This is a genomic window from Lachnoanaerobaculum saburreum DSM 3986 (assembly GCF_000185385.1).
Taxonomy (GTDB): domain Bacteria; phylum Bacillota; class Clostridia; order Lachnospirales; family Lachnospiraceae; genus Lachnoanaerobaculum; species Lachnoanaerobaculum saburreum.
In genome coordinates this window covers 726,350-748,351 of the sequence record NZ_GL622296.1, presented here as the reverse complement: position 1 = coordinate 748,351, position 22,002 = coordinate 726,350, and the positions used below count along the sequence as shown (strand labels likewise).

Here is a 22,002-nt window from a genome sequence, read left to right as displayed (position 1 = left end):
TACCTGAAATATTATTGCCAGCCGTCTGTTCCGTACTGTGCAACATTATCTGATGTAATAAGGAATGTTTCCACAGGATATCTTGCCTCAACCTGTTTTCCTTCCACATAGTCATACATTATCTGAACCGCCTTTTCAGCTATTGAAACCGGAGACTGTGCACCGGTTCCCTCTATCAAAGAATTACCTGATGCAAGCTCTGATTTGATATCCGGTGAACCGTCTACACCGTAAATCATACACTTTTTGATACCTGCCGCATTTGCAGCAGCCAATGCTCCGAGAGCTGTAGGATCATTACCTCCGAATATTGCCACTACATCAGGATTTGACTGTAATAAATCCTCTGCAATACCCATTGCAACCTGAAGATTTCCCTTTGCATCCTGTTGTGCCACCACTTCAAATCCATGGTCCTTTATTGCATCCATAAATCCGTTGGTTCTGTCTACTACAGACTGCATTGTAGGTGAATCAAGAACTATAATCTTTCCACCGTTAGGTGCCTTCTTAACAAGGTCCTCTCCTACCACCTTTCCCGCATTGTAGTTATCCGATCCTGTATAGGAAACCAAATATGACATATCACCTACTTCAGTATCAAATCCTACCATCGGCACTCCTGCTTCCTTAGCCAAATCAAGTGCAGGTATAATACCCTGTGCATCAACAGGATTCATAAACAAACCGTCAAGCTTTTGTGAAAGCATATCCTCTACCTGTGAAATCTGCTTTGTAACATCATTTCCCGGATCCGTTACAATAAGCTCATCTCCCTTTGCCTCTACAAGTTCCTTAATCTTATCCTGAATGGTAACGAAGAAAGGATTTGTTCCGTCCATACAGGTGTATCCGAACTTATAATGTTTCTTTTCACCGCTTTGGCTCTCGCTTTTTTCTGCCACAGTGGTCTCTTTGCTCTCTCCTTCAGATGAAGCCTTTGTATCCTTACCGCCTCCACATGCGACCAAACTTCCAGCCATCATAAGTGCCAATGCACCTGCCATCAATCTCTTTTTCATAAACTCTCCTTTTTTTACTTTATTGTATAGTAATAATAACAATATCAGGGACTTATTATAATTGTTTTTTGTAATAAACATCAGATGACAATTGTCATATAAAAGCATCGGATTTAGAAACTCTATCTGTTTTTAAATATTCTTATTGCATCCTTATATGTCTTTATCATGCTCTGTCTTAAGCTTACCAATATATCATGTGAATATATATTTCCGCTTGTACTTTCCACCATTTGCCTCACCGCATCACCTGCATATTTTGCGGCATAGGTATAAAAGTTAATTTTTCTTACCCCGCAATCTATACATTTTCTAAAGTCCGCATCGCTTATACCTGAACCGCCATGCATTACCACAGGAATGCCTGTACTCTCTCTGATTTTTTTTATTCGTTCAAAATCAAGTTTAGGTTCACTCTTATATATGCCATGAACCGTTCCGAAAGAAGCTGCAAGTGCATCTATTCCGGTCTCACCTACAAATAATTTTGCAGCTTTAGGGTCGGTATATTCCCCCAAAATATTTTCATTATCTCCTTCAGCACCCATTGCACCGAGTTCGGCCTCTATACTTGCACCGTATTCATTTGCAAGAGAAGTTACATATCTTGTATTTGCAACATTTTCACTGAAAGGAAGTGCCGACCCGTCATACATTACGCTTGTAAAGCCAAGATCCAATGCCCTTTTTATCTCATCAAAGTTATCTCCATGGTCTAAATGCACACATACAGGTACTTTGCTTTCATCCGCCGTCATTACCATCACTTTTCCTATAGTCTCAAGAGGAATGTACTTCCCATGTGCTATATTGGCAAATTGTAATATTACCGGTGTATCTTCCTCCTGTGCCGCCTCTATGGCTGCCAGTATACCCTCAAGTGATGTTACATTAAATGCAGCTACAGCCATATTTTTACTCTCAGCTATATCTAAAATATTTTTTAATGTTATTAACATTTTTCCCCCTATTCTTTGATAAAATCCTGTGTCTCCCAATTATTTCTTATCTTTTCTTCAAGCTCATTTATACTTAGCAAACCGCTGAAAGTGTCATACTCGGTAATGCACACAGCACCTGTCCCTGCCGCTATTTTGGCAGCATCCTTCGGCTTATAACCGTTTATAATTCCATAAAGAAATGCCGCTATCGAAGTATCTCCCGCACCTATAGCAGACTTTATCCTGTCAGGCTTAAAGCTCTTTTGAAAATATGAAATATTGTCCCACTCACAATCAAGTCCGAGTTTGCCTGAAACACCGTCGGCTGTACATAAATACATACCTGCCGCACCGCATTTTATAAGAAGTATCGATGCGCCGAATCCCATCACCTTTTTTGCAAGAGGCAGTATATCTTTATTGAGACTTAAACACATACATACATCCTCCTCCCCGGCTCTTTCAAGTATTTTCTTATATGCTTTTTTATCCACCATATATAAAAGCTCCTCAAAGCTCGGCTCAAATATATCCACATATGGCAACACCTGTTTTAGAATTTCTTCCCAGTCAAGTCTACCTGCCTTACTTTCAGGATCAATTGCGGCAACATCCAAACTTGTGATAAGTCCGGCTTTTTTTATACCTTTATACATTTCTATCAAATCTCTTGCATCATCTGTATAAAAACCTTCCATCAATGTAGGATACCCGAAATGAAAAAGATAACCGTCCTTTATACTGTCCATATCAAGGTCTGAAAGTTTGAAAGTATCATTGGTTCCCGGAAAGTGCAAAAAGCTTCTGTCAAAACCGGGCGGTGCTATCACTATTGTATAGGAAGTATCCTCACTTTTAGATACTATAAAGCTTGTTTTTGCTCCCTTTTCCATACATTTTTCCATTATCTGACGCCCGAATTCATCATCTCCCACTTTTGCAACAAGCAATACATCCGCACCGAATTTATGCAATGCCATACCTGTATTATTTACACTTCCGCCGTTTGCCACTGTAGCCTTGCCTATATTTAACAGTTTTCCCGGTTTTATAAGCTTACCGAAGTCTTTGCCTTTTGTGCTGTATATTACAGGTGTAATATCATAGGATATATGTCCTGCAACTATTATCTTTTTATTCATATTTCCCCCTTTCAAAAAATAATTTACCTAAAATATCAAAAAAATAATAGTTACATTAGTCATTAAACAACTAATATAACTATTATTTTTACCATAGCTTTTTCCATATAAATTTCCACATTATCCACAGTAATACGGCTGTAATAAGTGTTATAAGTATCCATCCGCCTTTCATAGTGGTGAGAGGCAAATCCACATTCATACCGAAGAAACCTGAAATGATTGTAGGTATTGTCATAAGCAGTGACCATACTGTCATAATACGCATTGTTTCATTCAGCCTGATATTTATAAGGTTGTTATACATACCGCTCATCTGCTCTACAATACTTGATGCCATATCCGCCATCTCGCCGGCTTGTTTTGCTTCTATATAGGCATCCTCAAGTTGCTCTTTTTCAGCAGCTGAACATTTTTTTATTGCGGAAGTTATTCTCATCTGCCTGATTGCCACTACATTCTGCCTTGTCGCAGCACCCAAATAAATAAGTCCTACCTCAAGATCCGATAAATCCCAAATACCTTGATTGTTTGTATTTGTTCTAAGCCTTCTGTTCAGATGTAATCTTTCCTCATTCAGCTTATCAAGTATCGGTAAGAACGAGTCGGATATAACAAACAGACTTAAAAACAGCATCATCATCGGGCTGCTTGCCTCTTCAACATCTATCAGCCTTTCAATCTGTGGAACGATATAGTTTGTATCATATGTAACGAACATAAAGATGCTGTCTGCATTTACAAAAAACTTTATAGATCTTGTTTCATAGTGTCCGTCATTTTGTGTAAATGCCGGCACATGTATTACAACAAACAAATTTTTACCGTCATAGTCCACTCTTGCCCTCTCGTTTGAGTCAAGAACATATTCGGACATCTCCTCAGTCAAGTCAAATTTGTTTTCCAATGTCTCTACATCTGTTATATTGCTGACATCCACTACTCTCCAATAATATTTTTTCCCCTCTTCTCCTAAATACATCTGCATTTACAAATCCTCAAAGTTAAAACTCTTTTCTATCTATATTCTCCATACCACTTATTATTCACTGTGATATATTTTATTTTTTCCAAAAATAATTTTTCTATATTTGCATTGGTCTCTTCTGTAAGCTTTTTTTGCAACCTTTCACTTTCACCTTTTTTAAATATCAGGCTTATTGTGACCATATCGTCAAATACGGTATCCTCTATTACCACACTCTCACTTTCAGCTATATATTTTATCTTTCCGTAAAAATCATATCCGAATCTGTATTTTGCTCTGAAACCTTCATGGATTTCTCCGGTGATACTTGCACTCAGTCCTTTCGTTAACGCCCCTTGATATGCCCTGATAAGCCCTCCGACTCCAAGCAATGTTCCTCCGAAATACCTTGTAACAACTGCCACTATATCAAAATAGCCTTGGCTTTCAAGCACTTCCATCATAGGCATCCCTGCACTTCTTTGAGGTTCCCCGTCATCAGAACATTTTTTCTTATTGCCGTCTTCACCTATGATATATGCATAGCAGTTGTGCCTTGCATCATAGTATTTTTTCTTTATATTTTCTATAAACTTGGTTGCCTCTTCCTCTGAAGCTGCTGCCGCTATATTTGCTATAAACCTTGATTTTTTTTCTACAATCTCAGCTTCTTTGCTTTCCAGAATTATTTTCATGGGCTGTCTCCTACTTTTACCAAGATTATAACAAATGTTTACATAAATAAAAAGACCGTCATCATTTAACGGCCTTTTTTGTAAAATCATTTTGCTCTGACTTTTACTCCGTCATTAATCTTTTCTTCATCCGAATTTATAATAACTTTGTCATCTTTTTGCAAGCCCTCACTTATCACAGCCTCTGTAGATGATTTATAACTTACGGTTACAGGGGTCTTCTTTGCTCTGCCTTCCTCTATTTTAAATACATAATCGCTGTCATTTTCAGTAAAAACCGCACCTAAAGGCACTGCAATTATATTATCATTTTTATATAGAGTAAAAATAGCATCTACACCGTAACCGTTCTTTAAGATATTGTCTTCTCCAACATCATTAAGAGTTGCCACAAGTTTTACCCTGTATTCCTTAAGTCCAAGCGGTGATTTATCTTCGGTTGCAAAGTCATATATTTCACTTATCTTACCCTTATAAACTTTTTTTGTTCCTCTTAAGTCAAATTCAGCTTCCATCTCATCTCCCACATGCAGATAGGGTATCACATCTGTCAAAACGCTGCACTCAAGCCTGTATTCATTATTATCGGTATCAACCACCGCCAGTTCCTGTCCCGGCACCGCCATAGATATATTCTTTGCAGGTACAGATGAAACTATTCCGTCATATTCAGATTTTACTTCACAGTCGGCTATCTGCATATCAAGCTGAGCTATAGCTGTTTTTTCAGCATCAATAGCGGCTTCAAGCTGTTTTTTTGTACTTTCATAAAACTTCTTACTTATATCTTTTTCACTTAATCCCTCATCCTTAAGGCTTTTCAAATATTTATTGCTCTCATCAAGTCTGCTGCTTGCAGTCTCAAAATTCGACTTTGCACTTTCAAAGCTTGCTTTTGCACTTTCAAGTTCCATAAGAGAAATACTTTGTGATTCATAAAGAGCCTGTTTTGCATTGTACTCGGTCTGTGCGGCCTCATAAGCCGCTCTTGCGGACTCAAGACTTGAACCGAGTCCGTTTATATACTCCATAGGCGATGTAGTCATAAGCTTTCCTATATCGCTTTCTTCTTTTTTTGCCATATATGAGTCCAAATTGCTCTGTCTTAACTGCTTTTGATATACAAGATCTCTGTCCGATATTCTTACAAGTACATCTCCCTTTTTTACTGCCGAGTTTTCGTCTACAAGCACCTCTTTAATATTTCCGTTTACCTTTGACAGAATATGATAGCCCTTCCCGAAACTTATAACCGCATTTTCTTTATATGTATCATTTAGTGTACCAAAATTTATACTATAAGCTTCAACACTCACAGCCTTGTTAATATTTTTTATTGAAAACGCCGTTATTATCGCTGCGATAATAACAAGCATTATTATATACTTTTTTCTTCCTTCAAAAAGCTTTGATAAACTGTTTTTTTTCATAGCTAACCTCTTTCTTTTAAACTGTCGTTCGGATTTATTTTCTTTATAGTTTTAAGTATTGCTCTTCCCGATATATAAAGCATCATTACGCAGAATATAAGAGATGCCATATACATAGAAAATTCTATATGCAATCTCAGAGTGTATGAATCTGAAACAAGCAGTGACTCAAGTATCCATTTAAATACCCTTATCAAAGGAATGCTTAGAATAAGCCCCGCTATAAGATATACCACCTGTTCCATAAAAATCATCTGTCTAAGCTCCTTATCCAAAACTCCCATAATCTTCATTGTAGCAAATTCAGTTTTTCTCTCTCTTATACTTATCAAAGAAATATTATATATAAGCACTACACCTGAAAACAAAGACAGGTATATAAACATTTGCAACATAAACTTTGAGCTTTTCATTCTATCCTCATAAATCCTTAGAGTATCCTTCTTACTTGAAAATGATGTAATCTGTGAAGTATCCTCTGTAAGCGTTTTCTTGATAATATCCTCACTTCCCCTTTGTGTATTAAAGATTAAAGTATTTGAAAAATTTGATAATGAAAGATACTTCTCAATATTTTTTATATCCACATAGCAGCCACTTCCAAATGCTTCTGAAATCACATGTGTTACAGGTATTTCAGTCTTTTTTTTAGGGGCATATCCTGTAGAGATCTCAACTTTGTCTCCCTCTTTTATATCCAGATCATTTGCAATTCTTTTATTTAATATAATGCCGTCTGTAGGAGGTTCATAAAATACATCATCCACATCACTTATTCTATACAAATTTGAGCCTCTGTTTATACCTGAAAGCAATGCAATCTTACTGTGATTTTTGGATTTTAATGTTATAGGTATCTCAGATATAACTTCTCTTTCACCTACACCCGCTACCTCACCTAAAGCATTAAACGCCTTGTCGGTGTCACTGTAATTTTCCAATGTAATCTTTACATCATATTTTGCAATATCTCTAAAATATCCTATAAACATCTTATTTACGGCATTTTGTGAAGCCAGCAATGTACAAGACATGGAAAATGGGAAAGCTATAGCAAATGCAATAAAAAATGTTCTGAAAGGACTTCTTAAGATAGAACGTATTCCCATTTTATGCATAACATTAAAATTTTTTATAAAACCGAAGGAAAAATTATTATTAACTTTCGGTGTTGCCGCTCGCATAGCTTCAGCCGCCTGTATCTTTACAATTCCGCCCACACCGAAAATAACTGCAATAAAGCTTGCAAAAGCGGCTATCAAAAATCCCTTCAATTTTGTAGAAACGGGGTCTATATAAATTGGCGAAGGCAATGAAAAAAATTCCGCATACTGATTAAACATATATTTACCGAAAGATCTTGCCGGAATACATCCCAATAATGCTCCTACAAAGCTTATTAAAATCGCCTGCACCAGATATGCACCTATAAGTTCCCTATTTCCAAGACCCATAGCCTTCATAGTTCCTATAAGACTTCTGTCATTGTCAATCATCTTTTTAAGTACCGTATATAACATAAATACGGACATTGACATAAATATTGCAGGCAATATTGTACCTGTTCCGGTAAGCTCCTTTATTTCACCGTCAACCATATTGTAACTGCTTTGTTTTTCCTTATTTGTAAAACTTTGTAAGCCGAATTGTGATAAACGCTCTCTAAGTTCATATCTTAACGCCTCATAAGAATAACCCTTTTCCATTTCAAAGCTTATTTCATTTACAGTATCTTCTCTGCCAAGCATCTTTGAAAGTTTTTCTGAATTTACAATTGCTATATCATAATCCTTTCCGTCAGAGATTACCGCACCGCTTGGAGGAATTGCATATATATAATTCGGAGCGGATGCAACTCCGGCTACTATAAAATCATAGCTCTCCCCGTTATGTATCAGACTTAGAGTATCTCCCTCTTTTAAATGCCTTGATTTCATCATCTTTGCACCTATAAATATCTGCTCATTCCCGGGGATTATATCAGGCTTTAATAAAGGTCTGTTAAGATATGCATCTTTATCATAAGATAATACATGCAAATTGGCGATATCTTTGATTTTTTCTCCCGTCACTCTTAAATCTGCACTTAAAATACCTGATGCCTTCTTAATTCCCGGATAATCTTCAAAACTTTTCAGCCTTTCTTTAGGCATTGATATAACACCGGCAAAGATATCAGCCATATTATTTTCTTCATAATAGCTATATACCTGTGACTTAAGATTTATAAATGTATCATTCATTGAAACAAAAATAAAAATTCCAAGTGCCATTATAAAAGTTGCACCTATATATGTTCCCGGACTCTTTTTTGCCGCTCTGAACAAATTTTTTACAAAGTATTTCATTACCACACCACCTCATCAGGACTTTGCGGATGCTCATTTGTTACTATTTTTTTGATATCTCCGTCCTTAAGATAGAACACTCTGTTTGCAATTTTTGCCACATTTTCATTATGCGTTATTATCATAATTGTCTTGTTGTATTTCTTATTAAAATCCACAAGTATTTTGAGGATTTGAACTCCTGTTGATATATCCAAAGCTCCTGTAGGTTCATCACATAGAAGTAAATCCGGATTTTTACAAATCGCTCTGGCAATAGCAACTCTTTGCTGTTGACCTCCGCTCATTTTCCCGGGATAATGATCCCTTCTGTCCCAAAGTCCCACCTGAGTTAAAAGTTCCTTAGGATCAAGAGGATTTGGTGAAAGTTCCGCCGCCAGCTCCACATTTTCAAGTGCATTCAAATTCGGCATAAGATTATAAAACTGAAATATAAATCCTATATTTGCACGTCTGAAAGCTGTAAGCTCATTTTCATTCATACTGCTTAGATCAATTCCGTTATAACTTATACTTCCGCCACTTACAGTCTCAATCCCGCCAAGGATATTTAAAAGTGTAGATTTACCTGAGCCTGAAGGCCCCAAAATAACCACAAGTTCACCTTTATAGATATCAAAACTTACATCATCAAGAGCTACCACCTTGACCTCTCCCAACAGAAACTCTTTATGTATGTCCTTTGCAATTATAAGTTTTTCCATATATTTTCCTTTCAAGCTTATCAGCCCATATAAAATCTTCTGATATATTGCTTTGAAAGCTTAGACATTTCCTCATCCAATACGGGAATACCTATTGCATCCAGAATTACTTTCAACATATCGATTTTCCTGCATGCATCCTCCATACCGTCATCTGAAAGTGTCGGCAAAAGCCAGACCTTTGAAAGCAACGAAAATACTTGTGCCGCCTCCTTGGTATAGTTCGGATCAACGCTCATAGAGCCGTCCTTAATACCCTGTTTTATAAGTTCTTCTATCTGTAATGAAAAAACCTTTAATACGGTTTCAACCAGTTGAGCAAAAATATGAGGATTATGCATCAAAGGCATTGTTTCCAAATCTATTTTTATAGCCACTTCATCGTCAAAGTATTCCTTAAAACTCATCTTTATCTTATCAAGAGCATTAAGGTCATGATATCTTTTCACAAGTTTTTCAATACTGTATTCCTCACACATTTTATCAAAAATCGAACTGAGGATTTCATCCTTTGACTTAAAATGATGGTATATGGCACCTTTTGTCATATCTCCAAGATTATTTACAATGTCTTGTATTGACACATTGTCATAGCCTTTTTTAATAAAAAGAGAGTAGGATGCTTTCAGTATTCGTTCTACAGTCTGTTCAGGATATTTATTTCTCGGCATATTTCCTCCAACAATAATATTATATTATACATACCTACGGTACGTATGTATAATATAATATTTATCTTTATTTTTCAAGCAGAAAAAAAGCCGCCACACATAAGTGCAACAGCTTTCCCTATATTGATAATGCCATATCCACCTGGCGTGAAAATGAAACGCCTGTTTTGCACCACAGTGCAAAATGCTCACAGTTATTTCTGGTAATATTGTAGGCTCTCTCCCCAAGCCTTGACTTGGCTCGCTTTATGGTCTCCTCAGGTGAGAACAATTGATACTTTGCTTTGAATATAAAATCAAATATACCTGTTCTCTCTCTGGGATTTTCAGTAAAATTTGTACTGCTTCTTAACTTCCTCGGCGGACCGCCCTCCTTTGGAAAATGCAGTACAAAGTAATCTTTGGATCCCTCTATAAAGCCCTTTAAATCTGTTTCATAGATACTTATATCCTTTCCGAAGTCCTTAGTCTTATCCGCATAGTGTATGACCTTGCCTTCACCGATATATATACCGTAGTGATCATACAGTCTTCTTGAAACGCCTATTACATCACCCGGCTTTAGGAAGCTGTCTGAAACCAGCCTGTCAAACTTCTCTTCCATAGCACTCATACTTCCGGTGGCTTTCCTTATATTATTTTTATCCAAAATCCTTGCATGATCATCCAGTAAGTTTTGCTGTAATCTATATCCGTTTTTCTCTTTTTTATCTCTCCAAAAATACTGTTTGCCTGTGATTTTTTCCTCTCTGTTCGGCCTGTCACCGCCCTGCCTTACAAGCAGCTTTCCGGCAATCAAAAGTGCTAATATCATAATCCCCCCAAAGTAATATAGTATAGTTAGGTGCAACTAAGTTAGGTATAACTAATATATACTACTTATAGGACTTTTTCAAGCAAAATTTATACTACTGTTCCATCACTTTCCCGAAAATCTCGGCCGGAATATATGCCTTTATACTGATACCCTCGTCTATATACTCCTCACTCTTAATTTCTCCATATTTTCTGATAAAGGCAATCTTACCGGCTTCTTTATAAGAAAAAACATGCTCAAGATATACTCTTTGATTTTGCAGTATATTTTCAATGGTCTTCTTTAAATCCTCAATGCCTTCTCCCGTCTTTGCAGACATCCTTAGAATTTTATCTGCATGGAAATCCCTTGGAAGCTCCATGTCCTTATCAGTCAAATCTGTCTTATTAAAGACTGTTATAATATCCTTATCTACCACATCCAAGCTTCTAAGTGTGTCATATACCACAAGCATCTGTGAGCTTGCCTCCTCATTGGAAGCATCCACCATATGTATCAAAAGATTCGCATATTTTGCTTCTTCAAGTGTTGACTTAAAAGCTTCTATAAGGTGATGCGGCAACTTCCTTATAAAACCTACAGTGTCGGTTACAAGGATTTCCTGTCCGCTGTCAAGCTTTAACTTCCTTGTAGTCGGGTCAAGAGTTGCAAAAAGCTTATCCTCAGCCAAAATATTTGCATCTGTCAGTTTGTTTAGAAGTGTTGACTTACCTGCATTTGTATAGCCCACTATTGCCACATTAAAGGCAAAGTTTTCATCTCTTGACTTTCTTATCAGTTCTCTATGACTTTCAACCTTTTTAAGCTCAGACTTCAGCTGTGAAATCCTGTCATTGATAAGTCTTCTGTCCATCTCAAGTTTCTTCTCTCCCGGACCTCTGGTACCTATTCCGCCACCAAGCCTTGAAAGACTGCTTCTAAGCCCTACCAATCTGGCTGCCGAAAATTTCAGTTGAGCAAGTTCCACCTGAATCTTTCCTTCACTTGTGACGGCTCTTTTTGCAAATATATCAAGGATAACCATGGTTCTGTCCATTACCTTGGTATTAAGTAAATCTTCAAGATTTCTCAGCTGTGCAGGTGTAAGTTCATCATCACATACCACACCTGTAGCCTCAAGCTCTGTTATCCTGTCTTTTACCTCTTCTATCTTGCCCTTGCCAAGATAGGTGCCGGGATGTATCTTTTCTCTGGACTGTATGATGCACTCAAGTACTACCGCTCCCGCAGTATCTACAAGTTCTGCCAGTTCTTTCATAGACTCATTTGTATCGTCACCTACATCCACTCCGAGAAGTATAACTTTCTCCTCTATTTTCTTTGTCTCAAATGTACTCATATATTACCTATCTTGTTCTTGCCTTTAAGAATGCCTCCTCATGTGAAACAATCTCATCCTCACCATACTTTTCAATGTATGCATTAAATGCTTCAAGCGCTTTGTTATAATCACTCTTATACTCATAACATGAACCCCTTGAAAACATCAAAGATTTCAGGGTCTCATCGTCGCTTTTATTAAGCTTTTTCTTTTCAAGCAACGCTATGCCCTCATCCACCGCTTCAAGCGCCTTGTCATAATCCTCTCTCTTTGATATATGCTTTGCATAGACTGCCAAAACCTTTGCGTTCTTTCTGTCAGTCTCTTTTAAAAGTTTTTCCAAGAATTCCTCGGCACTGTCAAGGTATGTATTATCCAGCTTTTTGTCATACATATCCTCATAGTACTGCACTATGGTAATACCTGCATTGATATGAAGCTCGCTTTTATCATCCTGTTTTGCAGCCTTTTCATACATATCTATAGCATTATCTATATTTATATCCATATCGGTATTACTTAGCTTTGTATAGATAATGGAGAGCATATCAAGGTACTCACTTCTGTTCTCATCAGCGGATGTAAGCAGTTTATAGCTATGCTCCGCCGCCTTATAGTCCTTTGCCCTATACTCCGCCTCAGCCCTGTATCTGAGTATATCTATTTCAAGTCCTCTGATATTGTTGTTGCCATGTGCATCTATTGCCTTATCAAACGCATCTACCGCCTCGGCATATTTCCCCTCATTTAAAAATGCTTTCCCTGCTTCAAAGTTTTTTTTCTCCTTACCTGAACATCCGCCAAGCATAATAAGGGCAAGCACACCTGCCGCAAATAATCTTCTAATTCTTACCTGTACTGCCAAAGCCACCTCTATCAACCTCTTTCAATGTTTCCACTTCTTCAAATGTAAATGCATCCTGATGTCTTATTATTCTAAACTGACATATTCTGTCATTGACCTCTATAAGTGTATCCCTCATTGCAAGTACCGGGAATTTCCATTCATCATTATTTCCGGAGTATGATTCATCTACCACTCCGATTGAATTGGTTTGCAATATTCCGAAATTTTTAAATGTAGAACTTCTCGGTACCACCAATGCCTCATAGCCCTTCGGCAATTCCATGCCGACTCCCAGGCTTATAAGCTTGTAATCACCCTTTTTAAGCTCCACCCTCTCGGCAGACCTTAAGTCTATCCAATCACTTTTACCGTCTATAAATTTTAATTTATCTATTTTATCACTAAAATATTTTATCTTTATCTTCAACTATTTGTCCTCACTTGTTCCGATTGCCTCACTTTCAAAACCGAATTTCCAACCTGTCTCTTCTTCCACCTCATGCACTATTTCAGCTTCCAAATCCGAATTCAGTCTTGGCAGTGATTCCTTTGACTCTATACCGAATCTTCTTAAGAATTCCTCTGTGGTGGCAAACTGTGCAGGTCTTCCGGGAGCATCCAGCTTTCCCGCCTCATATACCAAACCGAACTCAACCAGTTTATTCACTATATAATCTGATGACACACCTCTGATATGTTCTATCTCAGACTTGGTTATAGGCTGCTTATATGCGATTATTGACAAGGTCTCAAGTATGGCATCTGTAAGCACCTGCTTTTTGGGAGTCTTACAAACTCTGATAAGCTTGTCATAGTATTCAGTCCTTGTACACATCTGCACACAGTCTCCTAATTTTATTATCTGTATTCCCCTATTGTCATTGTCATACTTTTCTTTCAAAGACTCAAAATTTTGAATCACTTCACTCTCATTCATCTCAAGAGCCGCACAAAGCTGTCTGATTTCTACAGAAACTCCAAGTGCAAACAGTATTGCCTCTATTGCCGCCTCCGTATTAGTTAATTTAGCCATCCAGTATATCGCTAAGGTCTAGCGTCTCCTCCCTTCCCTCTTCTTCCAAGGTCTCTATCTGTATCTCACCGAAAACCTCTTCCTGTGACAGTGCAATCTTTCCTATTCTCATCAGTTCAAGTACACTAAGAAATGTAACTACGACCTCAAGCTTGGTAGGCTGTTTTTCCAACAATAATCTAAAGGTAAACTTTCTGTGCTTTCCGGCATAAGCCATCACCTCCCTTATCTTTGTTTCAAGTGATATCGGTTCTTTTTTTATAGTCCCGAAATTGCTTCTTACCTTGTCTGTTCTGTTGTCCTTTTGCTTCATCACTCTGTCAAAGACCTGCCTCAGTTTATGCAGATTCAAATCTCCAAACAGTTCATCAAGGTCTACAGGCTCTTTGTACTGTGTCACCTCATTCGGAACAGTCGGACTTTTATAAATTATTTTTTCCGCATCAAAATATTTCCCTGCAAGCTCATTTGCCATAAGCTTATATTTCTTATACTCAAGCAGCCGCTCTACCAACTCGGCTCTCGGATCAATTACTTCCTTAGTCTCCTCATCCTCTTCAGGCGGTAAGAGCATCCTCGCCTTTATATCTAAGAGTGTGGTAGCCGTTACTATAAATTCACTCATAAGGTCAAGATCATCCGTTTCCAAATGATTCATATAATTCAGATACTGCTCTGTTATACTTACTATAGGAATATCATATATATCTATCCTGTCTCTCTCTATAAGATACAGCAGCAAATCCAGCGGTCCCTCAAACCTGTCCAATTTGTATGAAATCTCCATACTCACCTCTCATCAACTCACTTAACCTTACCATTGTATCAAATTTTAATCTCTTTTGCGACCTTTAAGATTTATTACTATAAGTTCCGACATATCATTCAGCCTGATATTGATACTATGCGTTCCAAGTCCTGCTCCTATTATCTCCACCATCTCTCCAAATCTTTTCATTCCTACAACCAATCTGCAAAAAAAATGAAACTGTGGAGTCATCACTCCTATGCCATATGGAAGCCTGACAGTGCCTCCATGAAAATGCCCACACAATGTCAAATCTACACCGCACTTTGCATAATCTTTTATAAAAAGCGGAGAATGTGCCAAAAGAATATTGTAATGTGACTTGTCTATATGAAGCCTCTCTTTTATATATCCTTTATCAAGCGGCTTTTTAAATCTTCTCAAATAGTACTTTTTTTCAAGGTCAAGCCCATGTATACATATATTATCACTTACATCTATACTGCTGTCAGACAGATACAATATCCCCATATTCTCCAATATCTTCCTGTACATTTGATAATTCAGTCCGAACTTATTCTCAACAAGCCTCTGTTCATGATTGCCGTTTGCATATATGCATGTATATTTATTTGACAATCTCTTTAAAAGCGGCAACACATTCTCTATTCCAAGCTTATCTTTTACTGTAATCATATCTCCGCCTATCAGTATAAGATCCGGAGATATTTTATCTATTGCCTCCAAAAGTTTTTTATTGTTTTTGCCGAAGCTGTTGTTATGTAAGTCGGTCAAAAAAACTATTTTTTTACTGCTACTTATTTTATCGGCAGTTATATTATAATGTACTACCTTAAACTTTTTTCTCTCATAAAAAGAACGAAGCAGCAAGGTAATACACCCCACTGCTCCCAATCCTATAATTTTAGAAAATATATTTTTCATCAAACTCCTAGCTTACCCAGACTCCGTCGCTGTTTAAAACATAGCCGTCAGGTGTGGTGGTATTTGTCAACATTTTACCATCACTTCCAAAATAATACCATAGTCCGTTGTATTTGAGCCATGCTGAAGCATTCATCGTACCTGTATCTTCTTCCATAAAGTACCATGAACCGCTTGTATCCTGTCTCCAGCCTTTTGCCATATTTCCGTCCGAGTCAAACCAATACTTTTTTCCGTTGATAGTCAGCACTTCCGCTCTGGCACTGCTGTTATCGGATTTTACATAAACCCAGTCGCCGTTGTTCTCTTTCCAGCCTATATCCGGTTCCATTCCCGGACCGTAGTTTTGTGCCTTCATTGACGATGTTCTGATTTCCTTAGGTCCCGTCTCCACCATTGCACTGTCAACCATTTCAACATTCTGTGCAGTCTCGGTCTTTGGAGCGGCTTCCTGCTTCTTTGTCACTGCGACTTCCTGCTTCTTTACCGGAGCGACTTCCTGCTTCTTTGCCGGAGCTGCTTCCTGCTTCTTTGCCACCGCTCTGCCTGTATCCTTTGATGCAATAGAAAAGCCGTAGTCAAGCAGTTTTCTTGTATCTGTATAATGAGTGCCGTTACATTTAAGCACAACTACTATCAGCCTGACTCCGTTCCTCTCTGCGGCTGTTACAAGTGTATTTCCCGCACTCTTTGTATACCCTGTTTTACCGCCTATTACTCCGGCATAGCTTATCTCACCTGTGACCATCTTATGATGCATCTTTATAAGTTTAGGTGTAGGTTTTGATTTTGTAGCCGGAAAACTGTATGAAGATGCTCCCGCCACCGCTCTGAATGTCGGATTTCTAAATGCCGCCGCTGCAATAAGTGCCATATCCTTGGCTGTAGTCACATGATTTTGATTGTTCAGTCCGTTCGGATTAACAAAGTTTGTATGTGTCGCTCCCAGTTCCTTTGCTCTGTTATTCATCATATTTGCAAAACCTGCAACTGAGCCGCCCACATGTTCCGCCAATCCGTTTGACACTTCATTGGCTGAAGCCAACATCATTCCGTAGAGTGCATCTCTTACACTCATAGTATCTCCTGCCACCACTCCAAGGCTTGTTGAACCGCTCTCTAAATTGGTTGTAGCAGACCTTGAAAATGTTATGGTATCATCCAAATTTGCCTGTTCTACTGTAAGCAGTCCTGTCATTATCTTTGTTATTGATGCAGGATAAAACTGTTTATCACCATTTTTTTCATAGAGAAACTCACCTGTATCGGCATTGTAGACTGCCGCCCCCTGTGCCGATATATCGGGTTTTGTGTCGGCATATACCGCCATATATTCCGGTGCAAACGATATTACACTTATGGATAATACCAATACCAATCCCCCTGAAATTATTTTTTTTAGTTTCATATTCCCTTCCTACTTTTATTTTTAGATCATAAGCACTCCCATATAATTACTATGTAATTTACACCTGTTAATATTGTATCACATATATTAAACGTAAGTATTAAATAAATCTTACATAGCTATGACTTTATATTTAAAGCTAAAATTTAAATAAAGTGTAAAAAGACTCCATTATAGAAATCTTAATATTTAATATAAAATACCCATAATAACACAAAAGAACCAAGTCTTTAAAAACTTGGTCTGAAAATCTGTTTTAATCTATATGTCCTCTGTAAGTTCTTTCATAATATCCGCCACATGTTCAAGCTTGGTTGCTCTGTAGGCATTGGCTCCGCAAAACAACAGTGCATGACTTTCATCGGAGTTGGCGGCACAACAAAGTGCCTCCGTGATACAGTAAGGTATGGTCTTTCTGTCACATATCGAAGTGGCAAGACAGTTGCAACAATGCCTTATCGGAATGGGTCCGCTCTTTAACCTGTCCATAAAATCGTTTCTGACAGCTCTTCCGGGCATACCTACAGGAGATTTTGTAATAACTATATCTTCTTCTTTAGCATCTATATATGTCTGCTTATAGTCATCCGGTGCATCACATTCATAGGTTGTTACAAATCTTGTACCCATCTGCACACCGTCCGCCCCCAAACTCACAGCATGTGCCATATCTTCCCTTGTATATATACCGCCTGCCACAAATACAGGAATCTTTTTGCCGAACTTATCCTCATAGATTCTTACTTCCTCTATGATATCTTTTATTTCATCATCATACTTTTCTCTTTTATAGTTTTTGCTTGCCATAGTGTCCGCACCCAGATTATGAAGCTCTTCATATGAAAAGCCCAGGTGTCCGCCTGCAAGCGGTCCTTCTATAACTACGGCATCCGCAGTGGTCTTATACTTTCTGTCCCACATCTTTAATATGACTTTGGCACTCTTTCTGCTTGAAACTATCGGTGCAATACATGTTTTCTTTTCATTTCCGCTTATCTGTTGCCCCTTTTGTACAAGCTCAGGTAAGTCTATCGGCAGTCCTGCACCTGAAATAATTATATCCGCACCTGCTTTTACAGCCTCTATTACATAATCAGCATATTTATTGGTTGCCACCATTATATTAAAACCTATAAAAGGCACATAATCTTTTAATTTATCCAAAAACTTCGCTGCCCTGTTTGAATCTTTGAATTTTTCAAACACCTGTGCGGCCAAAGCTCTTGCTTTATCCAGTTCAGTCTTTATGGCACGAAGATTTGCAGGTATCGGGTTCTTATAAAAGTCATCATCTCTAAAGCCTATCTGTGCTGTAGAGATGATGCCCATTCCTCCGTTACCTGCCACATGTGCCGCCAGGGAGGACAGGCTGATACCAACCCCCATACCTCCCTGTATAATAGGATAGAGTAAATTTCTGTCACCTATTTTTAACAATTCCATATTTACCTTTCAGCTGTTAAAATTTTCTAAATCTGTTGTATCTGTCCTTAGCGATCTCTTCTCCCGACTTTACAGCCGTTTTCTCAAAGAAATCATCTATATTTGAGGATAGCTCATCCACAACACTGTCCATAGTATCTACTGTCAAAGGAAGATTTTCTTTTATAACTCTATCTATAACACCAAGTTCCTTCAGCTCTTTTGCGGTGATTTTCATTACCTCCGCCGCCTCTTTATTCTTCTTTGCATCCTTATAAAGTATTGATGCAAAGCCCTCAGGTGAAAGTATTGAATATATAGAATGTTCAAGCATCCACACTTCATTAGCTACCGCAAGTGCCAATGCTCCGCCTGAACCGCCCTCTCCGATTACTACCGAGAGAACAGGTACTCTCATATCGCTCATTTCAAAGAGTGCCCTCGCTATTGCCTCCGCCTGACCTTTTTCCTCAGCTTCTATACCGCAAAACGCCCCCGGAGTATCCACAAAACAGATAATCGGCATATTAAAATCATTAGCATGTTTCATAAGTCTGAGAGCCTTACGATATCCGGATGGGTTTGGCATACCGAAGTTTCTTATCTTATTTTCTTTTAAATTTTTACCCTTTTGCTGTGCCACCACCATGACCGGCTTTCCGTTGTAGTTTGCTATTCCGCCTACGATTGCACCGTCATCACCTGAAAGTCTGTCTCCGTGAAGTTCCATGAAAAATCCGAACAATTTATCAATATAATCCTTTGCAGTAGGTCTGTCCGCTCTTCTTGAAAGTACTACACTGTCCCATGCACTCTTAGGCTGCTTCACCTTAGGCTGCTTGTGGTCAACTATCTTTGCATTGTCGCCCACTTCTTCCATCTTTTTCACCTTTTTAAATCCGCAGGTATGTGCTCTTAAAAGTTTCTTTAACACACCTCTTTGGTCGGCTCTTTCCACAATAGCATCTATAAAGCCGTGTTCAAGCAAAAACTCGGCGCTCTGAAACCCTTCCGGCAACTTTGTACCGATAGTCTGTGCTATTACTCTGGGTCCTGCAAAACCTATAAGTGCCTTAGGCTCCGCAAGTATTATATCACCAAGCATTGCAAATGAGGCACTTACTCCGCCCATTGTGGGGTCTGTAAGGAAACTTATAAAAAGCTGACCGGCTTCATGATGTTTTTTTAATGCGGCTGAAGTCTTTGCCATCTGCATAAGTGAAATCATACCCTCCTGCATTCTGGCACCGCCTGAACATGAGTAGATTATGATAGGAATCTTTTCCTGTGTAGCCTTTTCTATAGCAGCCGTTATCTTCTCACCTACCACATGTCCCATAGACGACATCATAAATCTTGCATCACATACGGCTATTGCAGTCCTTACATTTCCGACAGTCGCTTCACCGGTTACTACCGCCTCATTAAGCTTTGTCTTTACTCTTTCTTCTTCAAGCTTAAGCTCATAATTTGGAAAATCCAAAGGGTTCGATACAGGCATTGTCTTGTTCCACTCAATGAAGCTTCCATCATCCACAAGTATTTCTATTCTTCTGTATGCATGAACTCTGAAATACCCTCCGCATTTCGGACAAGTATAATAATTTGCTTTAACATCCTCCGCAAAAATAGGCTCCTTACAGATCTTACACTTTCTCCAAAGACCCTCAGGAATATCCAGTTTTTCATTTCCGGGTTCTATCTTTGCATATGTCTTTTTGAACACATTTCTAAACATGACAACACCTCAAAACTTTCATTACTGCATCTTAAACTGCTTTTCTATAAATGAAGTATCTATATCACCCTTTATAAAATCGGGGTTGTTTATTATCTCATAGTTAAAGTCGATATTTGTATCCACACCCTCTATAATAATCTCACCGAGTGCCGATCTCATCTTTGCAATAGCCTCATCTCTTGACTTTCCATGAACGATCAACTTTAAAAGCATTGAATCATAAAACGGTGATATAACATAATCTTCATATATATGTGTATCAACTCTCACTCCGTTGCCGCCCGGCAAATGCATATTTGTAATTCTTCCCGGAGAAGGTGCAAAGTTCTTTTCCGGATTTTCAGCATTTATTCTACATTCAATGGCATGACCCTCTATTTTCACATCTTTTTGTGAAACTGAGAGCTTCTCACCTGCCGCCACTCTGATTTGTTCCTTGATAAGATCCATTCCTGTAATCCACTCGGTTACAGGATGCTCTACCTGTATTCTGGTGTTCATCTCCATAAAGTAAAAGTTTCTATGCTTATCCACCAAAAACTCAATGGTTCCGGCATTCTCATATCCTGCCGCCTTTGCTGCACTTACTGCCGCATTTCCCATCTTCTCTCTCAGATTTTCATCAAGAAATATTGAAGGTGCCTCCTCCAATACCTTCTGATGCCTCCTTTGTATAGAGCAGTCTCTCTCTCCTAAATGCACCACATTGCCATAGCTGTCAGCCATTATCTGAAACTCGATATGTCTCGGTCTTTCAATATATTTTTCAATATACATTGAGTCGTCTGAAAATCCCTTAAGCGCCTCGGCCTTTGCAGTCATAAAATTCTCTGCAAAATCCGCTTCACTTCTTGAAACTCTCATTCCCTTGCCGCCACCGCCGAGAGCCGCCTTTATCATTACAGGAAATCCTATCGTTTTTGCCAATTTCAAGGCTTCATCAATATCCTTTACACTGCCGTCGGTTCCCGGTATTACAGGAATACCGGCTTTTTGCATGGTGTCTCTGGCTTTTGCCTTGTCTCCAAGTTTTGCTATAGTCTCAGACTTCGGTCCGATAAACTTTACACCTACTTCGGTGCAAAGTCTTGCAAACTTTTCATTCTCTGAAAGAAAACCGAATCCCGGATGAATAGCCTGTGCACCTGTTGCTACAGCCGCACTGAGTATTCTGTCCATATCCAGATAGCTCTTGGCCGCCGGTGCAGGTCCTATACAAATAGCCTCATCTGCCAGCATTGTATGCAAGCTGTCTCTATCCGCCTCAGAATACACCGCTACACTTATGATACCCATCTCTCTAAGTGCTCTGATAATTCTGACTGCAATCTCTCCTCTATTTGCTATCAATACTTTTCTAAACATTTATTCTCCAATGATGAATGTAAGCTCAGCCTCTACTGCAATCTCACCGTCTACGCTTGCTACAGCTTTTCCTATTCCAATTCTTCCTTTTTGTCTGATTATCTCACATGAAAGCTCCAATTTGTCTCCCGGAACCACTTTTCTCTTGAATTTAGCAGAGTTTATAGCTCCGAAATAAGCTGTCTTGCCTTTATTTTCAGGTACTGAAAGTATTGCCACCGCTCCTGTCTGTGCAAGTGCCTCTATCATAAGCACTCCGGGCATTACAGGCTCTCCCGGAAAATGCCCTAAAAACTGCGGTTCATTGTATGTGACAGACTTATATCCCACACTTTTTTTACCCGGCACAAGCTCCTCGATACAGTCAATAAGCAAAAAAGGATGCCTATGTGGTATAATCTCTTGAATTTCCTTAATTCCTAACATAATATCCTT

General features: G+C 38.5%; 21 protein-coding genes. All 21 read right to left on the bottom strand.

The genetic code is table 11. The features are described 5' to 3' along the window. Nucleotides 1-11: 11 nt before the first annotated feature. The gene (locus HMPREF0381_RS03580) at nt 12-1,022 is read right to left on the bottom strand and encodes a sugar ABC transporter substrate-binding protein (protein ID WP_040461113.1); all 1,011 of its coding nucleotides are present in this window, start codon (nt 1,020-1,022) and stop codon (nt 12-14) included. A gap of 122 nt (nt 1,023-1,144) precedes the next feature. Beyond that, nucleotides 1,145-1,981: a class II fructose-bisphosphate aldolase gene (locus HMPREF0381_RS03575; protein WP_040461111.1), complete on the bottom strand. Its 837-nt coding sequence runs from the start codon at nt 1,979-1,981 to the stop codon at nt 1,145-1,147. 8 nt (nt 1,982-1,989) lie between these two features. After that, nucleotides 1,990-3,105: a carbohydrate kinase family protein gene (locus HMPREF0381_RS03570; protein ID WP_008750510.1), complete on the bottom strand. Its 1,116-nt coding sequence runs from the start codon at nt 3,103-3,105 to the stop codon at nt 1,990-1,992. 88 nt (nt 3,106-3,193) lie between these two features. Then, nucleotides 3,194-4,093, bottom strand: a complete 900-nt coding sequence (locus HMPREF0381_RS03565) for a magnesium transporter CorA family protein (protein ID WP_008750509.1) — start codon at nt 4,091-4,093, stop codon at nt 3,194-3,196. Nucleotides 4,094-4,122: 29 nt separating this feature from the next. Continuing rightward, a complete protein-coding gene (locus HMPREF0381_RS03560; RefSeq protein WP_008750508.1) occupies nt 4,123-4,767 on the bottom strand; it encodes an IMPACT family protein in 645 nt (214 codons plus the stop codon). Nucleotides 4,768-4,853: 86 nt separating this feature from the next. Beyond that, the gene (locus HMPREF0381_RS03555) at nt 4,854-6,197 is read right to left on the bottom strand and encodes an efflux RND transporter periplasmic adaptor subunit (RefSeq protein ID WP_008750507.1); all 1,344 of its coding nucleotides are present in this window, start codon (nt 6,195-6,197) and stop codon (nt 4,854-4,856) included. A gap of 2 nt (nt 6,198-6,199) precedes the next feature. After that, a complete protein-coding gene (locus tag HMPREF0381_RS03550) occupies nt 6,200-8,545 on the bottom strand; it encodes an ABC transporter permease (RefSeq protein WP_008750506.1) in 2,346 nt (781 codons plus the stop codon). After that, entirely contained in the window at nt 8,545-9,249 is a 705-nt protein-coding gene (locus HMPREF0381_RS03545; protein WP_008750505.1) for an ABC transporter ATP-binding protein, read from the bottom strand. Before HMPREF0381_RS03545 ends, HMPREF0381_RS03550 begins: the two co-directional genes overlap by 1 nt. 20 nt (nt 9,250-9,269) lie before the next feature. Beyond that, nucleotides 9,270-9,920: a TetR/AcrR family transcriptional regulator gene (locus HMPREF0381_RS03540; RefSeq protein WP_008750504.1), complete on the bottom strand. Its 651-nt coding sequence runs from the start codon at nt 9,918-9,920 to the stop codon at nt 9,270-9,272. Nucleotides 9,921-10,038: 118 nt separating this feature from the next. After that, entirely contained in the window at nt 10,039-10,734 is a 696-nt protein-coding gene (locus HMPREF0381_RS03535) for a lecithin retinol acyltransferase family protein (protein WP_008750503.1), read from the bottom strand. A gap of 94 nt (nt 10,735-10,828) precedes the next feature. Further along, nucleotides 10,829-12,076 (bottom strand): GTPase HflX, encoded by a 1,248-nt coding sequence (hflX, locus tag HMPREF0381_RS03530; RefSeq protein WP_008750502.1) that lies wholly within the window; start codon nt 12,074-12,076, stop codon nt 10,829-10,831. Nucleotides 12,077-12,083: 7 nt separating this feature from the next. Continuing rightward, nucleotides 12,084-12,929, bottom strand: coding sequence for a tetratricopeptide repeat protein (locus HMPREF0381_RS03525; RefSeq protein WP_008750501.1), 846 nt, complete (start codon nt 12,927-12,929; stop codon nt 12,084-12,086). Then, nucleotides 12,901-13,332, bottom strand: coding sequence for a dUTP diphosphatase (locus HMPREF0381_RS03520; RefSeq protein ID WP_008750500.1), 432 nt, complete (start codon nt 13,330-13,332; stop codon nt 12,901-12,903). The genes HMPREF0381_RS03525 and HMPREF0381_RS03520 overlap by 29 nt, the downstream gene beginning before the upstream one ends. Next, nucleotides 13,333-13,938, bottom strand: coding sequence for an SMC-Scp complex subunit ScpB (gene scpB, locus HMPREF0381_RS03515; protein WP_008750499.1), 606 nt, complete (start codon nt 13,936-13,938; stop codon nt 13,333-13,335). It abuts the gene before it with no gap. Further along, entirely contained in the window at nt 13,931-14,725 is a 795-nt protein-coding gene (locus tag HMPREF0381_RS03510) for a segregation and condensation protein A (protein WP_008750498.1), read from the bottom strand. Before HMPREF0381_RS03510 ends, scpB begins: the two co-directional genes overlap by 8 nt. Before the next feature lie 45 nt (nt 14,726-14,770). Then, on the bottom strand, nt 14,771-15,631 hold the full coding sequence (locus HMPREF0381_RS03505; protein WP_008750497.1) for a metallophosphoesterase: 861 nt from the start codon (nt 15,629-15,631) through the stop codon (nt 14,771-14,773). Between the two features lie 7 nt (nt 15,632-15,638). Continuing rightward, on the bottom strand, nt 15,639-17,039 hold the full coding sequence (locus HMPREF0381_RS03500; protein WP_008750496.1) for a serine hydrolase: 1,401 nt from the start codon (nt 17,037-17,039) through the stop codon (nt 15,639-15,641). Between the two features lie 261 nt (nt 17,040-17,300). After that, entirely contained in the window at nt 17,301-18,482 is a 1,182-nt protein-coding gene (locus HMPREF0381_RS03495; RefSeq protein WP_008750495.1) for an NAD(P)H-dependent flavin oxidoreductase, read from the bottom strand. Between the two features lie 16 nt (nt 18,483-18,498). Continuing rightward, nucleotides 18,499-20,199: an acetyl-CoA carboxylase carboxyl transferase subunit gene (locus HMPREF0381_RS03490; protein ID WP_008750494.1), complete on the bottom strand. Its 1,701-nt coding sequence runs from the start codon at nt 20,197-20,199 to the stop codon at nt 18,499-18,501. Nucleotides 20,200-20,220: 21 nt separating this feature from the next. Beyond that, a complete protein-coding gene (locus HMPREF0381_RS03485) occupies nt 20,221-21,567 on the bottom strand; it encodes an acetyl-CoA carboxylase biotin carboxylase subunit (protein ID WP_008750493.1) in 1,347 nt (448 codons plus the stop codon). Continuing rightward, nucleotides 21,568-21,993, bottom strand: coding sequence for a 3-hydroxyacyl-ACP dehydratase FabZ (gene fabZ, locus HMPREF0381_RS03480; RefSeq protein WP_008750492.1), 426 nt, complete (start codon nt 21,991-21,993; stop codon nt 21,568-21,570). It lies immediately after the preceding gene. Between the last annotated feature and the right edge of the window lie 9 nt (nt 21,994-22,002).